This is a genomic window from Mycobacterium kyorinense (genome assembly GCF_001672775.1).
GTDB lineage: Bacteria > Actinomycetota > Actinomycetes > Mycobacteriales > Mycobacteriaceae > Mycobacterium > Mycobacterium kyorinense_A.
Map to the genome: position 1 here is coordinate 28,979 of NZ_LZKJ01000054.1, position 16,740 is coordinate 45,718.

Here is a 16,740-nt window from a genome sequence, read left to right on the forward strand (position 1 = left end):
TACCGGTAATATCTTCACGTGCGCTACCACCAGATGAGTCAGCTGCCGTCCCGGTACCGGCGCTGCGCGAGCCTGAGCGCTGCGGTACTGGCTGCCGCCGCAACGGTGGTCGCGCCAAGCGTGTTCCCGGCCGGGGTCCCGTCGGCCGCAGCCGCCGACTGCCCCGATGCCGAGGTGATCTTCGCCCGTGGCACCGGCGAGCCGCGCGGCCTGGGACGCGTGGGTGATGCCCTGGTCGGCTCGCTGCGCCAGCAGACCGGGCTGAACATCGACACCTACGGCGTCAACTATCCGGCCGGCAAACTCCAGCTGGGCGGGGGCGACGGCGCAAACGACACCATTTCGCGGGTCAAGAAGGTTGTGCAAGAGTGCCCCGACACCAAGATTGTGCTGGGCGGCTACTCGCAGGGCGCATCGGTGATCGACATCGTCGCCGGAGTGCCGGTAGGCGGGGTTTCCTGGGGCAGCCCGTTGCCGCCTCAATACGTCGACAACATCGCGGCGGTGGCCACCTTCGGCAACATCGTCGGCCGGTCTGGCACCCCGCTGTCCAGCCAGAGCGCGCTGCTCGGATCGAAGACCATCGACCTGTGCAACCCCGGCGACCCGATCTGCCACGCCGGTCCCGGTAACGAGTGGAGCGACCACACCGACGGCTATGTGCCCACCTACACCACCCAGGCCGCGACGTTCATCGCTGCCAAGCTGCTGGTCGGGGAGCCACACATGCAATACGGCGTGCACATCAATTAGAACGGCTAATATCGTGCCGTGAGCATTCTCTCGGTGGATCCACGGCCCCTCGTCGTTGCGGTGTTGCTCGCGGCGGCCGCGCTGGTAAGTGCACCGCCGCCGGCGGCCACCGCGGCATCCTGCTCGGACGCCCAACTGGTGTTCGCTCGTGGCCGGCTGGAGCCGCCCGGCGCCGGCCAGATCGGTACCGCATTGCTCAGCGCGCTGCGGTCGAGGGTCCCGGACAAGAACATCGGCTTGTATGCCGTCAACTACGCCGCCAACACCGATGTTCAACGGGGCGCCAACGATATGAGCGGGCACGTTCAGTACATGGCCGACAACTGCCCCGACACGCGGCTCGTGCTCGGCGGCTACTCGCTGGGTGCTGCGGTCACCGATGTGGTGCTGGCCGTTCCGACCGCCATTTTCGGGTTCAGCAATCCGCTTCCAGCGGGCACCGACGAACACGTCGCCGCGGTGGCGCTATTCGGCAACGGAAGCCAATGGGTCGGGCCGATCACGAACTTCAACCCGATCTACAACGACCGAACCATCGAGCTGTGTCACGGCGCCGATCCGATCTGTAATCCGGCCGACCCCAATACCTGGCGGACCAACTGGCCTGAACACATGGCGCCCGCCTACATCAAGGCGGGCATGGTCAATCAGGCCGCCGATTTCGTCGCGGACCGGTTGCGCTAACCGGAAACTTCAGTCACGCGACCGGAGATCGCGAGTCACCAGCGAGCGCGCCGCCAATTGGTCGTCCGGCGGGTAATCCACGCCGACCAACGTCAACCCGCGCGCCGGCGCGGCCGCGAAGTCGCTGGACCGGTGCGTAGCGGTGAGCAGATCACGGCACCACGCGGCGCCGCGCCGGTGTTCGCCGACGGCCAGCAGCGCCCCAACCAACGAGCGCACCATCGACCAGCAGAACGCGTCGGCGGTGACGTGCGCGGTGACCAGTTCGCCCTCGCGTGACCAGTCCAGCCGCTGCAGATCCCGAATAGTGGTGGCGCCGTCACGGTGACGACAGAACGCGGCAAAGTCGTGCAATCCCAACAACTCCCGCGACGCCGCGGCCATCGCCTCCACATCCAAAACCCGCGGCCACCCCGTCACGTAACGGGCCTGGTGCGGCTCCGCCCCGTAGGGCGCGGTCGACAGCCGATAAATGTAATGGCGGCGTAGCGCAGAAAAGCGGGCATCGAAAGCCGCCGGCGCCCGGATGATTCGGCGGATACGAACGTCGGCGGGTACCAGCCGGCCGAGTCGCCGCAGCAGCGGCAAAAACTCCGGTTCAGCCGGCCGCGGCGAGCGTGGATAGGCGTTGGGTAGCGCATCGACGGGGACATCGGCATGGGCCACCTGGCCGGTGGCGTGCACGCCGGTGTCGGTGCGTCCGGCCGCACGCAGCCGCACCGGCGTGCGGAACACCGTCGACAACGCCTCGTTGAGAACACCTGCGACGGTGCGCTGACCCTCCTGCACCGCCCAGCCCGCGAATTCCGTTCCGTCGTAGGCGATATCGAGCCGAAGACGAACGTGCCCGCCACCGGCGTCGATGGCGGGCCCGTCCACGGGACTGTCAGGACTCGTCGGAGTCAGCCTTGGCTTCCTCGTCGTCGTCCGCCGCAGCGTCGGTGGCTTCCTCGGCGGCACCGCTGTCAGTGGCTTCGGCTTCCGCCACCTCCTCGGCTTCCGGCCCGACCGTCGCCTCCGGCTCGACAGCGGCCTGCGGCGCGGCCGCGGCAGCCGCGGGCGCTGCCTTGGAACCGGCTGCCCGACGGGCCCGGTTGGCCTCCGAGGTCACCGTCTTCTCCTGCACCAGCTCAATCACCGCCATCGGAGCGTTATCGCCTTTGCGCGCCTCGACTTTGATGATGCGGGTGTACCCACCGTTGCGGTCGGCGAAGTGCGGTCCGATCTCGGCGAACAAGGTGTGCACCACGTCCTTGTCGCGGATCTTCTTGAGCACCTCGCGCCGATTGTGCAGCGTGCCCTTCTTGGCGTGGGTGATCAGCTTCTCGGCGTAGGGCCGCAGTGCCCGCGCCTTGGGCTCGGTGGTCTTGATCCGGCCATGCTCGAACAGCGCCGTGGCGAGGTTGGCCAGTATCGCCTTCTGATGCGACGACGACCCGCCGAGACGAGGCCCCTTGGTGGGCTTAGGCATTGCTGACTCCTTGTTTGGTACCGACTGCTACAGCTGTTCGGTTTCGGCGTAGTCCTGGTCGTCGTAGTTGGCGTCGCTGGACCAGGTTCCGGTGGCGACGTCGTAGCCGGCGACCTCCGAGGGGTCGAAGCTGGCCGGACTGTCCTTGAGCGACAGGCCCAGCTGGTGCAGCTTGACCTTGACCTCGTCGATGGACTTCTGACCGAAGTTGCGAATGTCGAGCAGATCCGACTCGGTACGCGACACCAACTCGCCGACGGTGTGCACACCTTCACGCTTGAGGCAGTTGTAGGACCGCACGGTCAAGTCCAGGTCGTCGATCGGCAGCGCGAACGACGCGATGTGGTCGGCCTCGGCGGGCGACGGCCCGATCTCGATGCCCTCGGCCTCGACGTTGAGTTCGCGCGCCAGACCGAACAATTCCACCAGGGTCTTACCGGCCGACGCCAACGCGTCGCGCGGGGTGATCGAATTCTTGGTCTCGACGTCCAGGATCAGCTTGTCGAAGTCGGTGCGCTGCTCGACACGGGTCGCATCCACTTTGTAGGTGACCTTGAGCACCGGCGAGTAGATGGAATCGACGGGGATACGGCCGATTTCAGCGCCCGACGCCTTGTTCTGCACCGCCGGCACGTAGCCGCGGCCGCGCTCGACGACGAGCTCCACTTCGAGTTTGCCCTTGTCGTTCAGCGTCGCGATGTGCATATCCGGGTTGTGCACGGTGACGCCGGCCGGCGGCACGATGTCGCCGGCGGTGACCTCGCCCGGACCCTGCTTGCGCAGATACATCGTCACCGGCTCGTCTTCCTCCGAGGACACCACCAGGCTCTTGAGGTTCAAGATGATGTCGGTGACGTCTTCCTTGACACCGGGCACGGTGGTGAACTCGTGCAGCACGCCGTCGATGCGGATGCTGGTGACCGCCGCGCCGGGAATCGACGACAGCAGCGTGCGGCGCAGCGAGTTGCCCAGCGTGTAGCCGAAACCCGGCTCCAGCGGCTCGATGACGAACTGCGAACGGTTGTCGCTGACGGTCTCTTCGGACAGGGTCGGTCGCTGTGAGATCAGCATGTGTTTTCTTCTCCTTCTCGGCACCCGCTATTTGATGCCGCTTTGTTTCTCCCGCGCCGACCCGCTTCGCCCGGCTTCGCCGTGCTTGCAATCGCCGCAGGTGTCCTGCACCGGCCGGTGCAGGTACTACTTCGAGTAGAACTCGACGATCAGCTGCTCCGTGAGCGGAACGTCGATCTGCGCCCGCTCGGGCAGTTGGTGGACCAGGATGCGTTGCCGCTCCCCGACCACCTGAAGCCAGCTGGGGATCGGACGGTCGCCGGCGGTTTCCCGCGCGATCTGGAACGGCAACGTGTTCAGCGACTTGTCTTTCACGTCGATGATGTCGTACTGCGACACCCGGTAGCTGGGCACGTTCACCTTCACGCCGTTGACGGTGAAGTGGCCGTGGCTGACCAGTTGGCGAGCCATTCGACGGGTCCGGGCCAGCCCGGCGCGGTAAACCACGTTGTCGAGCCGGCTTTCCAGGATGCGCAGCAGCTCATCGCCGGTCTTGCCACCGCGGCGAACCGCTTCCTCGTAGTAGCGGCGGAACTGCTTCTCCATCACGCCGTAGGTGAAGCGGGCCTTCTGCTTCTCCTGCAGCTGCAGCCGGAATTCGCTTTCCTTGATCCGCGCGCGGCCGTGCTGGCCGGGCGGGTAGGGACGCTTCTCGAATGCCTGGTCACCACCGACCAGGTCGACGCCCAAGCGGCGCGACTTGCGGGTGGCGGGTCCGGTGTAACGAGCCATGGGTTGTTTCTCCTCCTAGACCCGGCGGCGCTTGGGCGGACGGACACCGTTGTGCGGCTGCGGGGTGACGTCGGAGATCGCACCGACCTCCAGACCCGCCGCCTGCAATGACCGGATGGCGGTCTCGCGACCCGAACCGGGGCCCTTCACGAACACGTCGACCTTCTTCACGCCATGCTCCTGGGCTTTGCGCGCGGCGTTCTCGGCGGCCAGCTGCGCAGCGAACGGCGTCGACTTACGCGACCCCTTGAAGCCGACGTGACCCGACGATGCCCAGGCGATCACGTTGCCCTGCGGGTCGGTGATCGTCACGATCGTGTTGTTGAAGGTGCTCTTGATGTGGGCGGCGCCGTGCGGGACGTTCTTCTTCTCCCGGCGACGGGTCTTCTGCCCCTTCTTCGGGGCGGACGCTGCCTTCTTGGCTGGTGGCATGGCTGATTACCTGGCCTTCTTCTTGCCGGCGATAGTGCGCTTGGGCCCCTTGCGGGTGCGCGCATTGGTCTTGGTCCGCTGGCCACGCACCGGCAGACCGCGGCGGTGACGCAGGCCCTGGTAGCAGCCGATCTCGATCTTGCGGCGAATGTCTGCCTGCACCTCGCGGCGCAAATCTCCCTCAACCCGCAGATTGCCTTCGATGTAGTCACGCAGGTGGGCCAACTGATCGTCAGTCAGGTCCTTGCTGCGCAGATCCTTGTCGATGCCGGTGGCGGCCAGGATCTCGTTCGATCGGGTACGGCCGATGCCGTAGATGTAGGTCAGCGCGACCTCCATGCGCTTATCGCGCGGCAGGTCGACGCCCACAAGTCGAGCCATGGGGCATGCCCTCTTTCGTCTTCGTGACGGAGGTTCTGATCCCAGTCCGTTCCCGGCTGACTGCTCCGGGGCCCGGCCTCCGTTCCGGGCGTGGATGAGCGGCCTATCCGCTCATTGGTGCTGGGAGGTCTGCATTCAGTTGTTAGGGCGCCGCGCTTGCGACTCAGGCTTATATGTCCGGCTAGCCTTGGCGCTGCTTGTGGCGCGGATCGGAGCAGATCACCATGACCCGCCCGTGCCGGCGGATCACCCTGCACTTGTCGCAGATCGGCTTGACGCTCGGGTTCACCTTCACGGCTGTTTCGATCCTGTTCTGTCTTCTCGCTGGTAGCGGTCGGGCTTTATCACTTGTATCGGTACACGATGCGGCCCCGCGACAGGTCGTAGGGAGACAACTCCACTACCACCCGGTCCTCGGGCAGGATGCGGATGTAGTGCTGCCGCATCTTGCCGCTGATGTGGGCGAGCACCTTGTGGCCGTTTTCCAGCTCAATGCGAAACATCGCATTGGGCAGCGGCTCGACCACGCGGCCCTCGACCTCGATGGCACCGTCCTTCTTGGCCATAACCTTCCAGAGATCCTCGTCCTTGTTTTCATCCGGGTGTGCACCCGAATCGGCGCAGCATTCGCTCGACTTGAAACGTGAGCCGGTGTCAGGAAAATTCCGGAAATTCCTAGGACTGGGCACGCAAAAAAGCCGGCGCGGATGACGCACCGTTGCTCCACGATACTCGCTCATTCGCCCTGGCCAAAATCGCTGTGGGAGGAATCCTGCCGTCCTCCGTGGGCCGGGCGGGGCCGCGCTGTCAGCAGGAATAGCGACCTCGGACCGCAGGTTGGAGCCACCATGACTGATGCAGCAAGCAAGCCCAACCTCGGTCGTTTCGGATCCTTCGGTCGCGGCGTCACCCCACAGCAAGCCAGGGAGATCGAGGCGCTGGGCTACGGCGCCGTCTGGGTCGGCGGCTCACCGCCGGCCGAGTTGGAGTGGGTGGAACCCATCCTCGAACAGACCACCACGCTGCAGGTGGCCACCGGCATCGTCAATATCTGGTCGGCGCCGGCCAAGCCGGTGGCCGAGTCGTTTCACCGCATCGACCAGGCCTACCCGGGCCGCTTTCTGCTGGGTATCGGCGTCGGCCACCCCGAAGCGATCAGCGAATACCGCAAGCCCTACGACGCGCTGGTGGAATACCTGGACCGCCTCGACGACTATGGGGTGCCGGCCGAGCGTCGGGTGGTGGCCGCGCTGGGCCCGCGAGTCTTGAAGCTCTCCGCACAGCGCAGCGCCGGTGCGCACCCGTACCTGACCACCCCGGAACACACCGCGCAGGCCCGCGAGCTGCTGGGCCCGTCGGCGCTGCTGGCACCCGAGCACAAAGTGGTGCTGACCACGGATGCCGATAGCGCACGAGCCGTCGGCCGCAAGGCGCTGGACATCTACCTCAACCTGGCCAACTACTTGAACAATTGGAAACGGCTCGGGTTCACCGACGACGACATCACCCGCCCGGGCAGCGACCGCCTGCTCGATGCCTTGGTCGCCTACGGCACCACGGAGGCGATCGCGGCGCGGATCAACGAGCACGTCACCGCCGGCGCTGACCACGTCGCTATCCAAGTGCTGACTCGACCTGACAAGCTGGTACCGGCGCTGACCGAACTGGCGGGCGCGCTAGAACTGAACCCCACCTGAGCGCGGCGAAAGACCCACGATAAGGACGCAGATGACCGAGGCCGTTTCCCTCAAACCCGACCTGGGCCGCTACGGCGTGTGGTTGGGCACCCGCAACATCTCCCCCGACCTGGCCCGCGACATCGAAGCGCTGGGCTATGGCGCGGCGTGGATCGGTGGATCACCGGACGCCGATTTGTCCTGGGTGGAGCCCGCGCTCGCGCAGACCACCTCGCTGCAACTGGCCACCGGGATCGTCAACATCTGGTCATCGCCGGCAGCGGCCGTCGCCGAGTCCTACCAGCGCATCGAAAAGGCTTACCCGGGACGGTTTTTGCTCGGCATCGGGGTGGGACACCCGGAACACAGTCAGCAGTACGAAAAGCCCTACGACGCGCTGGTGAGCTATCTCGACGAACTCGACGCCGCAACGGTGCCCACCAGTCGGCGGGTGCTCGCAGCGCTGGGCCCGAAAGTGCTCGGCCTGGCGGCGCAGCGAAGCGCCGGCGCTCACCCGTATCTGACCACGCCCGAGCACACCGCGCAGGCCCGCGAGCTGGTGGGCAATACGGTGTTTTTGGCGCCCGAACACAAGGTGGTGTGGACCGCTGACGCCGAGGAAGCCCGCCGGGTCGGCCGCAAGAGCGTCGGCTTCTACCTCGGGCTGAGCAACTACGTGAACAACTGGCACCGGCTCGGATTCACCGAGAAAGACGTCCGCGAGCCCGGCAGCGACAAACTGATCGATGCTGTGGTCGCCCACGGCTCCCCGGACGCCATCGCCGCGCGGCTCGACGAGCATCTGCAGGCCGGTGCCGACCACGTGGCGATCCAGATACTGACGCGGCCCGAGCAGCTGCTCGAAGCGCTGACCGGACTTGCCGCAGCGCTTGGCTTGACTGCCCGCGCCTAGGCAGCGGGCCTCACCGGCTGCGCACCACGGCGTGGTTGCTCGGTTAGGGTTGCGGCATGCGGCTACTGGTGACCGGTGGTGCCGGCTTCATCGGCGCCAATTTCGTGCACGCCGCGGTACGGGAAAACCCCGACGACGTGGTCACCGTGCTCGACGCGCTCACCTACGCCGGTAGCCGAGAATCGCTGGCCCCCGTCGAGAACGACATCCGGCTGGTGGAAGGTGACATCACCGACACCGAACTGGTTTCCCAGTTGGTAGCCGACTCCGATGCAGTCGTGCATTTCGCCGCCGAAACCCACGTGGACAACGCGCTGGCCGATCCAGAGCCGTTCCTGCACACCAACGTGATCGGCACGTACACCATTCTCGAAGCGGTCCGACGCCATGGGGTGCGCTTGCACCACGTCTCGACTGACGAGGTCTACGGCGATCTCCCACTTGACGACCCGCGACGGTTCACCGAATCCACGCCCTACAACCCGTCGAGCCCCTACTCGTCGACCAAGGCCGCTGCCGACATGCTGGTGCGCGCCTGGGTGCGCTCTTACGGTGTGCGCGCGACGATCTCGAACTGCTCCAACAATTACGGACCGTATCAACACGTGGAGAAATTCATTCCCCGCCAAATCACCAATCTGCTGACCGGGCGACGTCCCAAGCTGTACGGCCGCGGAGCCAACGTTCGCGACTGGATCCACGTCGACGACCACAACGCCGCGGTGCGGCGGATCCTCGAAGCCGGGCAGTCGGGGCGGACGTATCTGATCGGCGCGGAGGGCGAACGTGACAACCTGTCGGTGCTGCGGACGATATTGCAGATGATGGGCCGCGACCCTGACGACTTCGATCACGTGACAGACCGCGTAGGCCACGATCTGCGCTACGCCATCGATCCCTCTCAGTTGCATGACGAATTGTGCTGGGCGCCAAAGCATACCGACTTCGAGGACGGTCTGCGCGCCACCATCGACTGGTATCGCGCCAACGAGTCCTGGTGGGGTCCGTTGAAGGACGCCGTCGAGGCCCGCTACGACGAGCGCGGTCAATGACGTGAAGGTTCGTGAACTCGACATCCCGGGTGCTTGGGAAATTACGCCGCAGCTACACGCCGACTCCCGGGGAGCCTTCTTCGAGTGGCTTACCGACCGGGATTTCACGTCGTTCGCCGGCCACCACTTCGACCTGCAGCAGGCCAACTGCTCCGTCTCGTCAGCGGGTGTGCTGCGCGGCCTGCATTTCGCTCAGCTGCCCCCGAGCCAGGCCAAGTATGTGACGTGCGTGTCCGGGTCGGTGTTCGACGTCGTCGTCGACATCCGGGTGGGCTCACCGACTTTCGGGCGTTGGGATTCGGTGCTGCTCGATGACCAGGATCGCAAAACGATCTACATCTCGGAAGGCCTTGCGCACGGATTTCTTGCCTTGCAAGACAACTCGACAGTGATGTATTTGTGCTCGGCGGAGTACAACCCGCAGCGTGAACACACCATCTGCGCCACCGATCCGGCGCTGGGAATCGACTGGCCCGGCGGCAGCGAACTGCTGCTGTCCGAGCGTGACGCCGCGGCTCCCAGCCTCGAGGAAGTCAGCGCCGCCGGACTGCTGCCCACCTGGGAGGCGACCCGCGCCTTCGTCGAGGGACTACAGGACAAGCCCTAGCGCCCATTTAATCGTCGGCGTGGCGGGTGTAGTCCCAACGCTCGAGTCGCGCTTGCAACTTCAGCAGAGCCATCCCCGCGAACGGCGCGCCCAGCGAAATGTAGACCATCAGCATCGGACTCATCGCAAAGCCTCCTATTGATTACACGTTGGAGGTCGGCGAGAAGTTCATCGCAGCAGGACGTTGTCGGAGGTGAAGGGCGGTGTCAGCCTCCGCGCCGGGAGACCAGTTCACGCATGTTGGCCAGGCCTTGTTCCTGCGCATCGTTGAGGAAGGCCGGTAGCGGAGCCTGCACTTCGGGCAACACCTCGTGGTCGATGAGAGCTTGCAACGCAGACTGCTTGGCGTTGCGGCCGGCCTGGTTGTCGATCTCCTGGCGACCCAACGGCGTTGAGTAGTCGTAGAGTTCACGCTCGATCTGCCGAGACGTGTCGATTTCCATGCCACCGGGCTTCCAGTACGAGTACATGCTCAGCTTGGCGTCCTGGGTTCGCACGGCCACAATGTGGTTCGGCGCGGAGGTGGGAATGTCGGTGGGCAGCTCGCCCGCCCCGAATACCGCACGGATATCTGGGGATTTCAACAAGGTGGTCATCTCCTCGACCGACATGTCATCAGTGACATGCGCAATCCACGGGCGGCCCTTCGCGGCTGCGCTTCTGGCGATCGCGGCCAAATCCGCACGCCCCGCCAGGTAGGAGTAGCGGGGTTCGGCGCGCCAGCCGTCGCCGCCATGCCCGATGGTCAGCAGCAGCGCGGTCAAGTCGACGCTGGAGGTGAGCTGCGTGCGGGTGTCGCCGGGTCTGGGTGTGAGGTGCCCCTGCGGGTCGCGAAGGTACAGCGGTACCCGGATCGCCTCGTCGTAAGCCGCGGCGCCCTTGCCGCGCAGGCCATGCGAGCCGCCGTACTCGCCGTGATCGGAGGTGAAGACGACGACGGTGTTGCGGTCGATTTCGCGGTGTGAGGCCAGTTTGTCCAGCACGCGCCCGATCTGGGCATCGACTTGCTGTTGCAGCCACAGGTACATGTCCAGGCAGCGGGCCCACTGGCGGGCGGCGTCCGGTCCCGAATACGACAACGTCCCCGTCATCAGCGGCGACATGAAGTTGAGGTAGTCGATCTGCAGTTGTGGCTTACTCCGGCGACGTAAGTCTTCGGGTGTTTCGAAGTTCACCGGCACGGCGTCGAACCAATGCGGGACATCTTCGGGCAGTGGGTTTTTCGGCCACCAGCAGATGTCGTGCGGGTTGACCAGAGAGACCGTCGTACACCATGGGCCGTTGCCGGCGTTGTCGTCGAACCATTGGCAGAACTGGTCGACGATGCCGGGGTCTTTCTGCAGTCCCTGGTTGGGCGAGCCGTTCGGCGAGGGAAAGGTGCCGCCGGAAAAGCCGTGCTCCTCGAGCCCTTCCGGCGTCGAATCACCCGAATGCCCCAGATGCCACTTGCCCGACCACCACGTCGCATAGCCCTGCTGGCGCAGCACGGTGCCCCAGGTCGGGAACCGCGGAGCCAGCGTCGACTCACTCGGCCCCTCTCCGGTGAACAAGCATCCGGTTTGGTGCGAATACAGGCCGGTGGTCATCACACCGCGCGACGGCGTGCACATGTTCGACGCGGTGTAATGCGACTCGAAAGAAACGCTGCTGCTCTGTAATCGGCCGATGTGGGGCAGCAGGGCGTTGAGTTGCCGGCGCTGCGGAAACCACTGCGGCGTCCGCATCTGGTCGACGACGATCACCAGGATGTTGGGTTTGTTACCGCCGGCCATCGTCGATTCGCTCGGCCCTGGTTTGCGCAGCAATTCGTATCCGCCGAGTCCCAACGCGGCAGCTCCCGCCGCCGCCCCAGCACCAGCCAGCACCGTCCGCCGATTGATCGCAGCCATGCACCTATTCAAGCAGTGCAAGCCAGATCGTATGGCGTCCACAGGTCGGGTCCTCCACGGTATGAGCGACGACCCGAAACCCATGCGTGCCGAGTAGGTCGCGATATTCGGCGCTGTCGAGGCTGGCGTGATACAGCGGCTCGCCCGCATAGGCGCCGATCCGCTCGCCACCCGATGACCCGCTGGTGAACATCAGCGCGGCCCCCGGGGCTGCATGCCGCTCGAAGAGCGAAAACATCCGGTGCTGATCGGCCGGCGGCAGGTGAAGAAGCTGTCCCAGGCAAGTATTCCGTTGAACGTGCACTCCAGAGCTAACATCCGCATGTCGGCGACGTGCCAATGCTGTTCGGGGAAGCGATTTCTGCACAGCGCGATCATGCTGGGAGACGAGTCCACCCCCGTCACCCGGCAGCCCTGCTCGATCAGGTATCGAGCCGGCACGCCGGATCCGCATCCGATGTCCAGCACTGCGGCATGGGGCGGGAGCAGCGCCAGGAAACGATCCAGCCACCGTGCTTCGGGTACACACTCGCCACGATCCCGCGACCAGGCGCCCGCATGACGCTCATACAACTCGATGACTCGATCGGCGGCATCAGAGGTCACAGAGCCGAATCTACTGAGGTCGGTGTTCGTCCCGGCTTGCCACGCAACCCGGATCATTACTAGGATGTCCTAGTATCCACTCGTTCTTCTCCTTAGCCGAGGGCTGCCATGACCGCACAGATTTCGCATTTCATCGATGGCCAACGCTGCACCGGGCAGTCCGGTCGTACCGCGGAGGTATTCGACCCCAACACCGGCCACGTGCAGTCGCTGGTGCCGATGGGGGGCAAAGCCGACGTCGATGCGGCGGTGGCGTCGGCGGCCCAGGCGCAGCGCGACTGGGCGGCCTGGAACCCGCAACGGCGCGCCCGGGTCATGATGCGCTTCATCGAGTTGGTGAACCAGAATGTCGACGAGCTGGCCGAGCTGCTGTCGCTGGAGCACGGCAAGACACTGGCTGATTCCCGCGGAGACATTCAGCGGGGTATCGAGGTGATCGAGTTTTCCGTCGGCATCCCGCATCTGCTCAAGGGTGAATACAGTGAGGGCGCCGGGCCGGGCATCGACGTGTACTCGTTGCGCCAGCCGTTGGGCGTGGTGGCCGGCATCACCCCGTTCAACTTCCCGGCGATGATCCCGCTATGGAAAGCGGGACCGGCGCTGGCGTGTGGGAATGCCTTTATTCTCAAGCCATCTGAGCGCGATCCCTCGGTGCCGGTACGCCTGGCCGAGTTGTTCGTCGAGGCCGGACTGCCGCCCGGGGTGTTCCAGGTGGTCCACGGCGACAAGGAAGCCGTCGACGCCATCTTGACCCACCCCGACATCACCGCAGTCGGATTTGTCGGCAGCTCGGACATCGCCCAGTACATCTATGCGACGGCAACGGGCACCGGCAAGCGGGCCCAATGTTTCGGCGGGGCGAAAAACCACATGATCGTGATGCCCGACGCCGACTTGGATCAGGCCGTCGACGCGCTGATCGGCGCCGGTTACGGCAGCGCCGGTGAACGGTGCATGGCGATCAGCGTCGCGGTGCCAGTCGGCGAACAGACCGCCGACCGGTTGCGCGCCAGGCTGGTTGAGCGCATCAACAACCTGCGCGTTGGACACAGTCTGGACCCCAAGGCCGACTACGGGCCGCTGGTCACCGGCGCCGCTCTCAACCGGGTGCGCGACTACATCGGCCAAGGCGTGGCCGCCGGCGCCGACCTCGTCGTCGACGGGCGCGAGCGCGCCAGCGACGATCTTGTTTTTGGCCTGGCTGACGGGACTGCCAACCTCGAGGGCGGGTTCTTCATCGGCCCCACGCTGTTCGATCACGTCACTGCGGACATGTCGATCTACACCGACGAGATCTTCGGGCCGGTGTTGTGCATCGTGCGCGCCCACGACTATGAGGAAGCCTTGCGCCTGCCCACCGAACACGAATACGGCAACGGGGTAGCGATTTTCACGCGCGACGGCGACACCGCCCGCGACTTCACCTCACGGGTGCAGGTCGGCATGGTCGGCGTCAACGTGCCGATCCCGGTTCCGGTGGCCTACCACACTTTCGGCGGCTGGAAACGCTCCGGCTTCGGCGACCTCAACCAACACGGGCCGGCGTCGATCCAGTTCTACACCAAGGTCAAGACCGTCACCTCACGCTGGCCGTCGGGCATCAAAGACGGTGCCGAATTCGTCATCCCCACAATGAAGTAGCTGCAGAATGCCATTCTTTGAACTCAACGACGACGAGCGGGTGATCACCGAAACCGCAGCCGCGTTCGCCGACAAGCGCCTGGCTCCCTACGCCCTGGAATGGGATGCAAGCCACTACTTCCCAGTCGGCGAATTGCGTGAGGCGGCACAGCTGGGCATGGCTGCGATCTACTGTCGCGACGACGTGGGCGGCAGCGCGCTGCGCCGGCTCGACGGCGTGCGGATCTTCGAGCAGCTGGCGATCGCCGACCCGACGACGGCTGCGTTCTTGTCCATTCACAACATGTGCGCCTGGATGATCGACACCTTCGGCACTGCCGAACAACGCAAAACCTGGGTGCCGCGGTTGGCGGTGATGGACGTCGTCGCCAGCTACTGCCTGACCGAACCCAATGCCGGCTCGGACGCCAGCGCGTTGCGCACCCGTGCCGTCAAGCAGGGCGGCGACTACGTGCTTGACGGTGTCAAGCAGTTCATCTCGGGGGCGGGCGCCTCCGACGTGTACGTGGTGATGGCACGCACGGGCGGCGACGGGCCGCGCGGCATTTCGGCTTTCATCGTCGAGAAGGGCACTGCCGGGTTGAGTTTCGGCGCCCACGAGGAAAAGATGGGCTGGAACGCGCAGCCGACGGCACAGGTAGTGCTAGACGGAGTGCGGGTACCCGCCGACGCCATGCTGGGCGGCGCCGAGGGAGAAGGCGCCGGTTTCGGCATCGCGATGAACGGGCTCAACGGCGGCCGGATCAACATCGCCGCCTGTTCACTCGGCGGGGCGCAGGCCGCCTTCGACAAGGCGGCCGCCTACCTTGCCCATCGCGAGGCGTTCGGCAACGCCTTGCTCGACGAGCCGACGATCCGGTTTACCTTGGCCGACATGGCGACCGCGTTGGAATCCTCGCGAATGTTGTTGTGGCGTGCGGCTACTGCGCTGGACGACGATGCCGAGGACAAGGTCGAGTTGTGCGCGATGGCCAAACGGTATGTCACCGACGCGTGTTTCGACGTGGCCGACAAGGCGCTGCAGTTGCATGGCGGCTACGGCTACCTGCGCGAGTATGGTCTGGAAAAGATCGTCCGGGATCTGCGGGTGCACCGCATCCTGGAGGGCACTAACGAGATCATGCGGGTGGTCATCGGCCGGGCAGAAGCCGCACGGGTGCGCGCCGGCGCGTAGAAAGGCGGGAAGTTGTCGACGATCGCGTTTCTGGGGCTGGGCCACATGGGCGGACCGATGTCGGCGAATCTCGTTGCCGCCGGCCATACCGTGCGGGGTTTCGACCCGGTGAGCGCGGCGTGTACTACCGCTGCCGGCAGGGGCGTCGCGGTGTTCGACAGCGCCGCAGCCGCGGTGGCCGAGGCTGATGTCGTCATCACGATGCTGCCCCACGGCGATGCGGTCAAACGCTGCTACGCCGACGTCCTGCCGGCCGCTCAGCCGGGCGCCTTGTTCATCGACAGCTCCACGATCTCCGTCGACGACGCGCGCGAGGTGCACGCGCTGGCCGGCTCGCACGGTTTCGCTCAGCTCGACGCGCCGGTCTCCGGCGGCGAGGCCGGCGCCGTCGCCGGCACGCTGGCCTTCATGGTCGGCGGCGACGAAGACGCCCTGCAACAGGCGCATCCGATCTTGGAACCCATGGCGCGCAAAATCATTCACTGCGGCGCGGCCGGCGCCGGTCAAGCCGCCAAGGTCTGCAACAACATGGTGTTGGCCGTACAGCAGATCGCGGTCGGGGAGGCGTTCGTGCTGGCGGAGAAGCTCGGGCTGTCGGCGCAGTCGCTGTTCGACGTGATCACCGGCGCGACCGGTAACTGCTGGGCCGTGCATACCAACTGTCCGGTACCCGGCCCGGTGCCGACCTCACCGGCCAACCACGACTTCAAACCCGGGTTCGCGACTGCGTTGATGAACAAGGATCTGGGTCTGGCGATGGATGCGGTGGCCTCGACCGGTTCAGCCGCCCCGCTGGGCAGCCACGCGGCGGAAATTTATCGCGACTTCGCCGCCAGACACGGCGCTGAGGACTTCAGCGCGGTGATCAACCAGCTTCGCGGCAGCTGAACCGGGCCACCACCCGCTGCGCCTGCACCTCCCGGCACCCGCTGGCCAGCAGCCCGTCGTAGCCGGCCTCACCGGTGAAGATTGCCGGCAAACCGATCGCCGCGGCCGTCCGCGCGCCGGCCTCGGACCCGGCTATCACCAGCGCCTCGCCGGCCACAATGCCCAGCTCCCACAGCGCCAGCCGGTAGAGCTCGGCGTCACCGGCGGGGCCGGTCAAGTCGTCGGCGCTGATCACCGTCTCGGTCATGCCATCCCCGATCAGTTCCCGCGCCCGGTTCTGCACCCAGTCGCGTGACCCGGCGCCGACCACCGCGACCCAGATGCCAGTGACGAACAGGCTCAGCACCAGGTCGACCAGTCCGGAACGCGGCTCACCGTCGGAGTCGGCCAGAGCATCGGTATCGAAGATCACCGCTTGCAGGGGGTACACCTCGGCATCGCGTTGCACCACCTGGTCCCACCAGAACGGACGGCCGGGACTGGTCCATCGAGCGAGCTCAGTTGTGATCGGCATAACAGCAGGGTGCCCGAAAGCGGGCGCGGGAACTGATCGGGGATGGCATGACCGAGACGGTGATCAGCGCCGACGACTTGACCGGCCCCGCCGGTGACGCCGAGCTCTACCGGCTGGCGCTGTGGGAGCTGGGCATTGTGGCCGGCGAGGCGCTGGTGATAGCCGGGTCCGAGGCCGGCGCGCGGACGGCCGCGGCGATCGGTTTGCCGGCAATCTTCACCGGTGAGGCCGGCTACGACGGGCTGCTGGCGTGCCG

General features: G+C 65.7%; 21 protein-coding genes and 1 pseudogene. 10 read left to right on the forward strand and 12 right to left on the reverse strand.

Annotation, left to right across the window (positions count from 1 at the left end; genetic code table 11):
- Positions 1 to 33 precede the first annotated feature (33 nt).
- On the forward strand, positions 34 to 753 hold the full coding sequence (locus A5707_RS05115; RefSeq protein WP_065013454.1) for a cutinase family protein: 720 nt from the start codon (positions 34 to 36) through the stop codon (positions 751 to 753).
- 18 nt (positions 754 to 771) lie between these two features.
- Entirely contained in the window at positions 772 to 1,437 is a 666-nt protein-coding gene (locus A5707_RS05120; RefSeq protein WP_065013431.1) for a cutinase family protein, read from the forward strand.
- Between the two features lie 9 nt (positions 1,438 to 1,446).
- Here the strand turns inward: A5707_RS05120 and truA are convergent, their stop codons facing one another.
- From truA to infA, 8 genes are all read right to left on the reverse strand, one after another.
- A complete protein-coding gene (gene truA / locus A5707_RS05125; protein ID WP_065013432.1) occupies positions 1,447 to 2,316 on the reverse strand; it encodes a tRNA pseudouridine(38-40) synthase TruA in 870 nt (289 codons plus the stop codon).
- Positions 2,317 to 2,323: 7 nt separating this feature from the next.
- Complete coding sequence (gene rplQ, locus A5707_RS05130; RefSeq protein ID WP_065013433.1) at positions 2,324 to 2,908, reverse strand: 50S ribosomal protein L17; 585 nt, start codon at positions 2,906 to 2,908, stop codon at positions 2,324 to 2,326.
- Between the two features lie 27 nt (positions 2,909 to 2,935).
- Complete coding sequence (locus tag A5707_RS05135; protein ID WP_065013434.1) at positions 2,936 to 3,979, reverse strand: DNA-directed RNA polymerase subunit alpha; 1,044 nt, start codon at positions 3,977 to 3,979, stop codon at positions 2,936 to 2,938.
- A gap of 126 nt (positions 3,980 to 4,105) precedes the next feature.
- The gene (rpsD, locus tag A5707_RS05140) at positions 4,106 to 4,711 is read right to left on the reverse strand and encodes a 30S ribosomal protein S4 (protein WP_065013435.1); all 606 of its coding nucleotides are present in this window, start codon (positions 4,709 to 4,711) and stop codon (positions 4,106 to 4,108) included.
- A gap of 15 nt (positions 4,712 to 4,726) precedes the next feature.
- Positions 4,727 to 5,143: a 30S ribosomal protein S11 gene (gene rpsK, locus A5707_RS05145; RefSeq protein ID WP_008260256.1), complete on the reverse strand. Its 417-nt coding sequence runs from the start codon at positions 5,141 to 5,143 to the stop codon at positions 4,727 to 4,729.
- A 6-nt stretch (positions 5,144 to 5,149) separates the two neighbouring features.
- Positions 5,150 to 5,524, reverse strand: coding sequence for a 30S ribosomal protein S13 (rpsM, locus tag A5707_RS05150; RefSeq protein WP_065013436.1), 375 nt, complete (start codon positions 5,522 to 5,524; stop codon positions 5,150 to 5,152).
- Between the two features lie 181 nt (positions 5,525 to 5,705).
- On the reverse strand, positions 5,706 to 5,819 hold the full coding sequence (gene rpmJ, locus A5707_RS05155; protein WP_003879483.1) for a 50S ribosomal protein L36: 114 nt from the start codon (positions 5,817 to 5,819) through the stop codon (positions 5,706 to 5,708).
- 49 nt (positions 5,820 to 5,868) lie between these two features.
- Positions 5,869 to 6,090, reverse strand: coding sequence for a translation initiation factor IF-1 (gene infA, locus A5707_RS05160; protein ID WP_003418601.1), 222 nt, complete (start codon positions 6,088 to 6,090; stop codon positions 5,869 to 5,871).
- A 282-nt stretch (positions 6,091 to 6,372) separates the two neighbouring features.
- On the opposite strand from infA, the gene A5707_RS05165 reads away from it, so the two are divergent.
- The 4 genes from A5707_RS05165 to rfbC are packed head-to-tail and all read left to right on the forward strand — an operon-like array spanning position 6,373 to position 9,772.
- Entirely contained in the window at positions 6,373 to 7,221 is an 849-nt protein-coding gene (locus A5707_RS05165) for an LLM class F420-dependent oxidoreductase (RefSeq protein ID WP_065013437.1), read from the forward strand.
- Positions 7,222 to 7,252: 31 nt separating this feature from the next.
- A complete protein-coding gene (locus A5707_RS05170; protein ID WP_065013438.1) occupies positions 7,253 to 8,113 on the forward strand; it encodes an LLM class F420-dependent oxidoreductase in 861 nt (286 codons plus the stop codon).
- Positions 8,114 to 8,169: 56 nt separating this feature from the next.
- Positions 8,170 to 9,165, forward strand: a complete 996-nt coding sequence (rfbB, locus tag A5707_RS05175) for a dTDP-glucose 4,6-dehydratase (RefSeq protein ID WP_065013439.1) — start codon at positions 8,170 to 8,172, stop codon at positions 9,163 to 9,165.
- A gap of 1 nt (position 9,166) precedes the next feature.
- The gene (rfbC, locus tag A5707_RS05180; RefSeq protein WP_065013440.1) at positions 9,167 to 9,772 is read left to right on the forward strand and encodes a dTDP-4-dehydrorhamnose 3,5-epimerase; all 606 of its coding nucleotides are present in this window, start codon (positions 9,167 to 9,169) and stop codon (positions 9,770 to 9,772) included.
- 206 nt (positions 9,773 to 9,978) lie between these two features.
- On the opposite strand, the gene A5707_RS05185 is transcribed toward rfbC, so the two are convergent.
- Genes A5707_RS05185 through A5707_RS24075 form a run of 3 tightly spaced genes read right to left on the reverse strand, consistent with a single transcriptional unit; the run spans position 9,979 to position 12,267 of the window.
- Entirely contained in the window at positions 9,979 to 11,661 is a 1,683-nt protein-coding gene (locus A5707_RS05185) for a sulfatase-like hydrolase/transferase (RefSeq protein ID WP_065013441.1), read from the reverse strand.
- Between the two features lie 4 nt (positions 11,662 to 11,665).
- Positions 11,666 to 11,854, reverse strand: coding sequence for a hypothetical protein (locus A5707_RS24070; RefSeq protein WP_197495253.1), 189 nt, complete (start codon positions 11,852 to 11,854; stop codon positions 11,666 to 11,668).
- Entirely contained in the window at positions 11,854 to 12,267 is a 414-nt protein-coding gene (locus tag A5707_RS24075; protein WP_197495254.1) for a class I SAM-dependent methyltransferase, read from the reverse strand. Before A5707_RS24075 ends, A5707_RS24070 begins: the two co-directional genes overlap by 1 nt.
- A 108-nt stretch (positions 12,268 to 12,375) precedes the next feature.
- Between A5707_RS24075 and A5707_RS05195 the strand changes: the two genes are divergently transcribed.
- Genes A5707_RS05195 through mmsB form a run of 3 tightly spaced genes read left to right on the forward strand, consistent with a single transcriptional unit; the run spans position 12,376 to position 15,970 of the window.
- Positions 12,376 to 13,908 carry a CoA-acylating methylmalonate-semialdehyde dehydrogenase gene (locus tag A5707_RS05195; protein WP_065013442.1) on the forward strand — a complete coding sequence of 511 codons (1,533 nt, stop codon included), beginning with the start codon at positions 12,376 to 12,378 and terminating at the stop codon, positions 13,906 to 13,908.
- 7 nt (positions 13,909 to 13,915) lie between these two features.
- On the forward strand, positions 13,916 to 15,082 hold the full coding sequence (locus tag A5707_RS05200) for an acyl-CoA dehydrogenase family protein (RefSeq protein ID WP_065013443.1): 1,167 nt from the start codon (positions 13,916 to 13,918) through the stop codon (positions 15,080 to 15,082).
- A gap of 12 nt (positions 15,083 to 15,094) precedes the next feature.
- A complete protein-coding gene (mmsB, locus tag A5707_RS05205; protein WP_082969257.1) occupies positions 15,095 to 15,970 on the forward strand; it encodes a 3-hydroxyisobutyrate dehydrogenase in 876 nt (291 codons plus the stop codon).
- Here mmsB and A5707_RS05210 read toward each other — a convergent pair.
- Entirely contained in the window at positions 15,948 to 16,484 is a 537-nt protein-coding gene (locus tag A5707_RS05210; RefSeq protein ID WP_065013445.1) for an HAD family hydrolase, read from the reverse strand. The two genes, mmsB and A5707_RS05210, sit on opposite strands and share 23 nt — an antisense overlap.
- A 47-nt stretch (positions 16,485 to 16,531) precedes the next feature.
- Here A5707_RS05210 and A5707_RS05215 point away from each other — a divergent pair.
- Positions 16,532 to 16,740, forward strand: a pseudogene (locus tag A5707_RS05215) (haloacid dehalogenase); the annotation flags it as partial.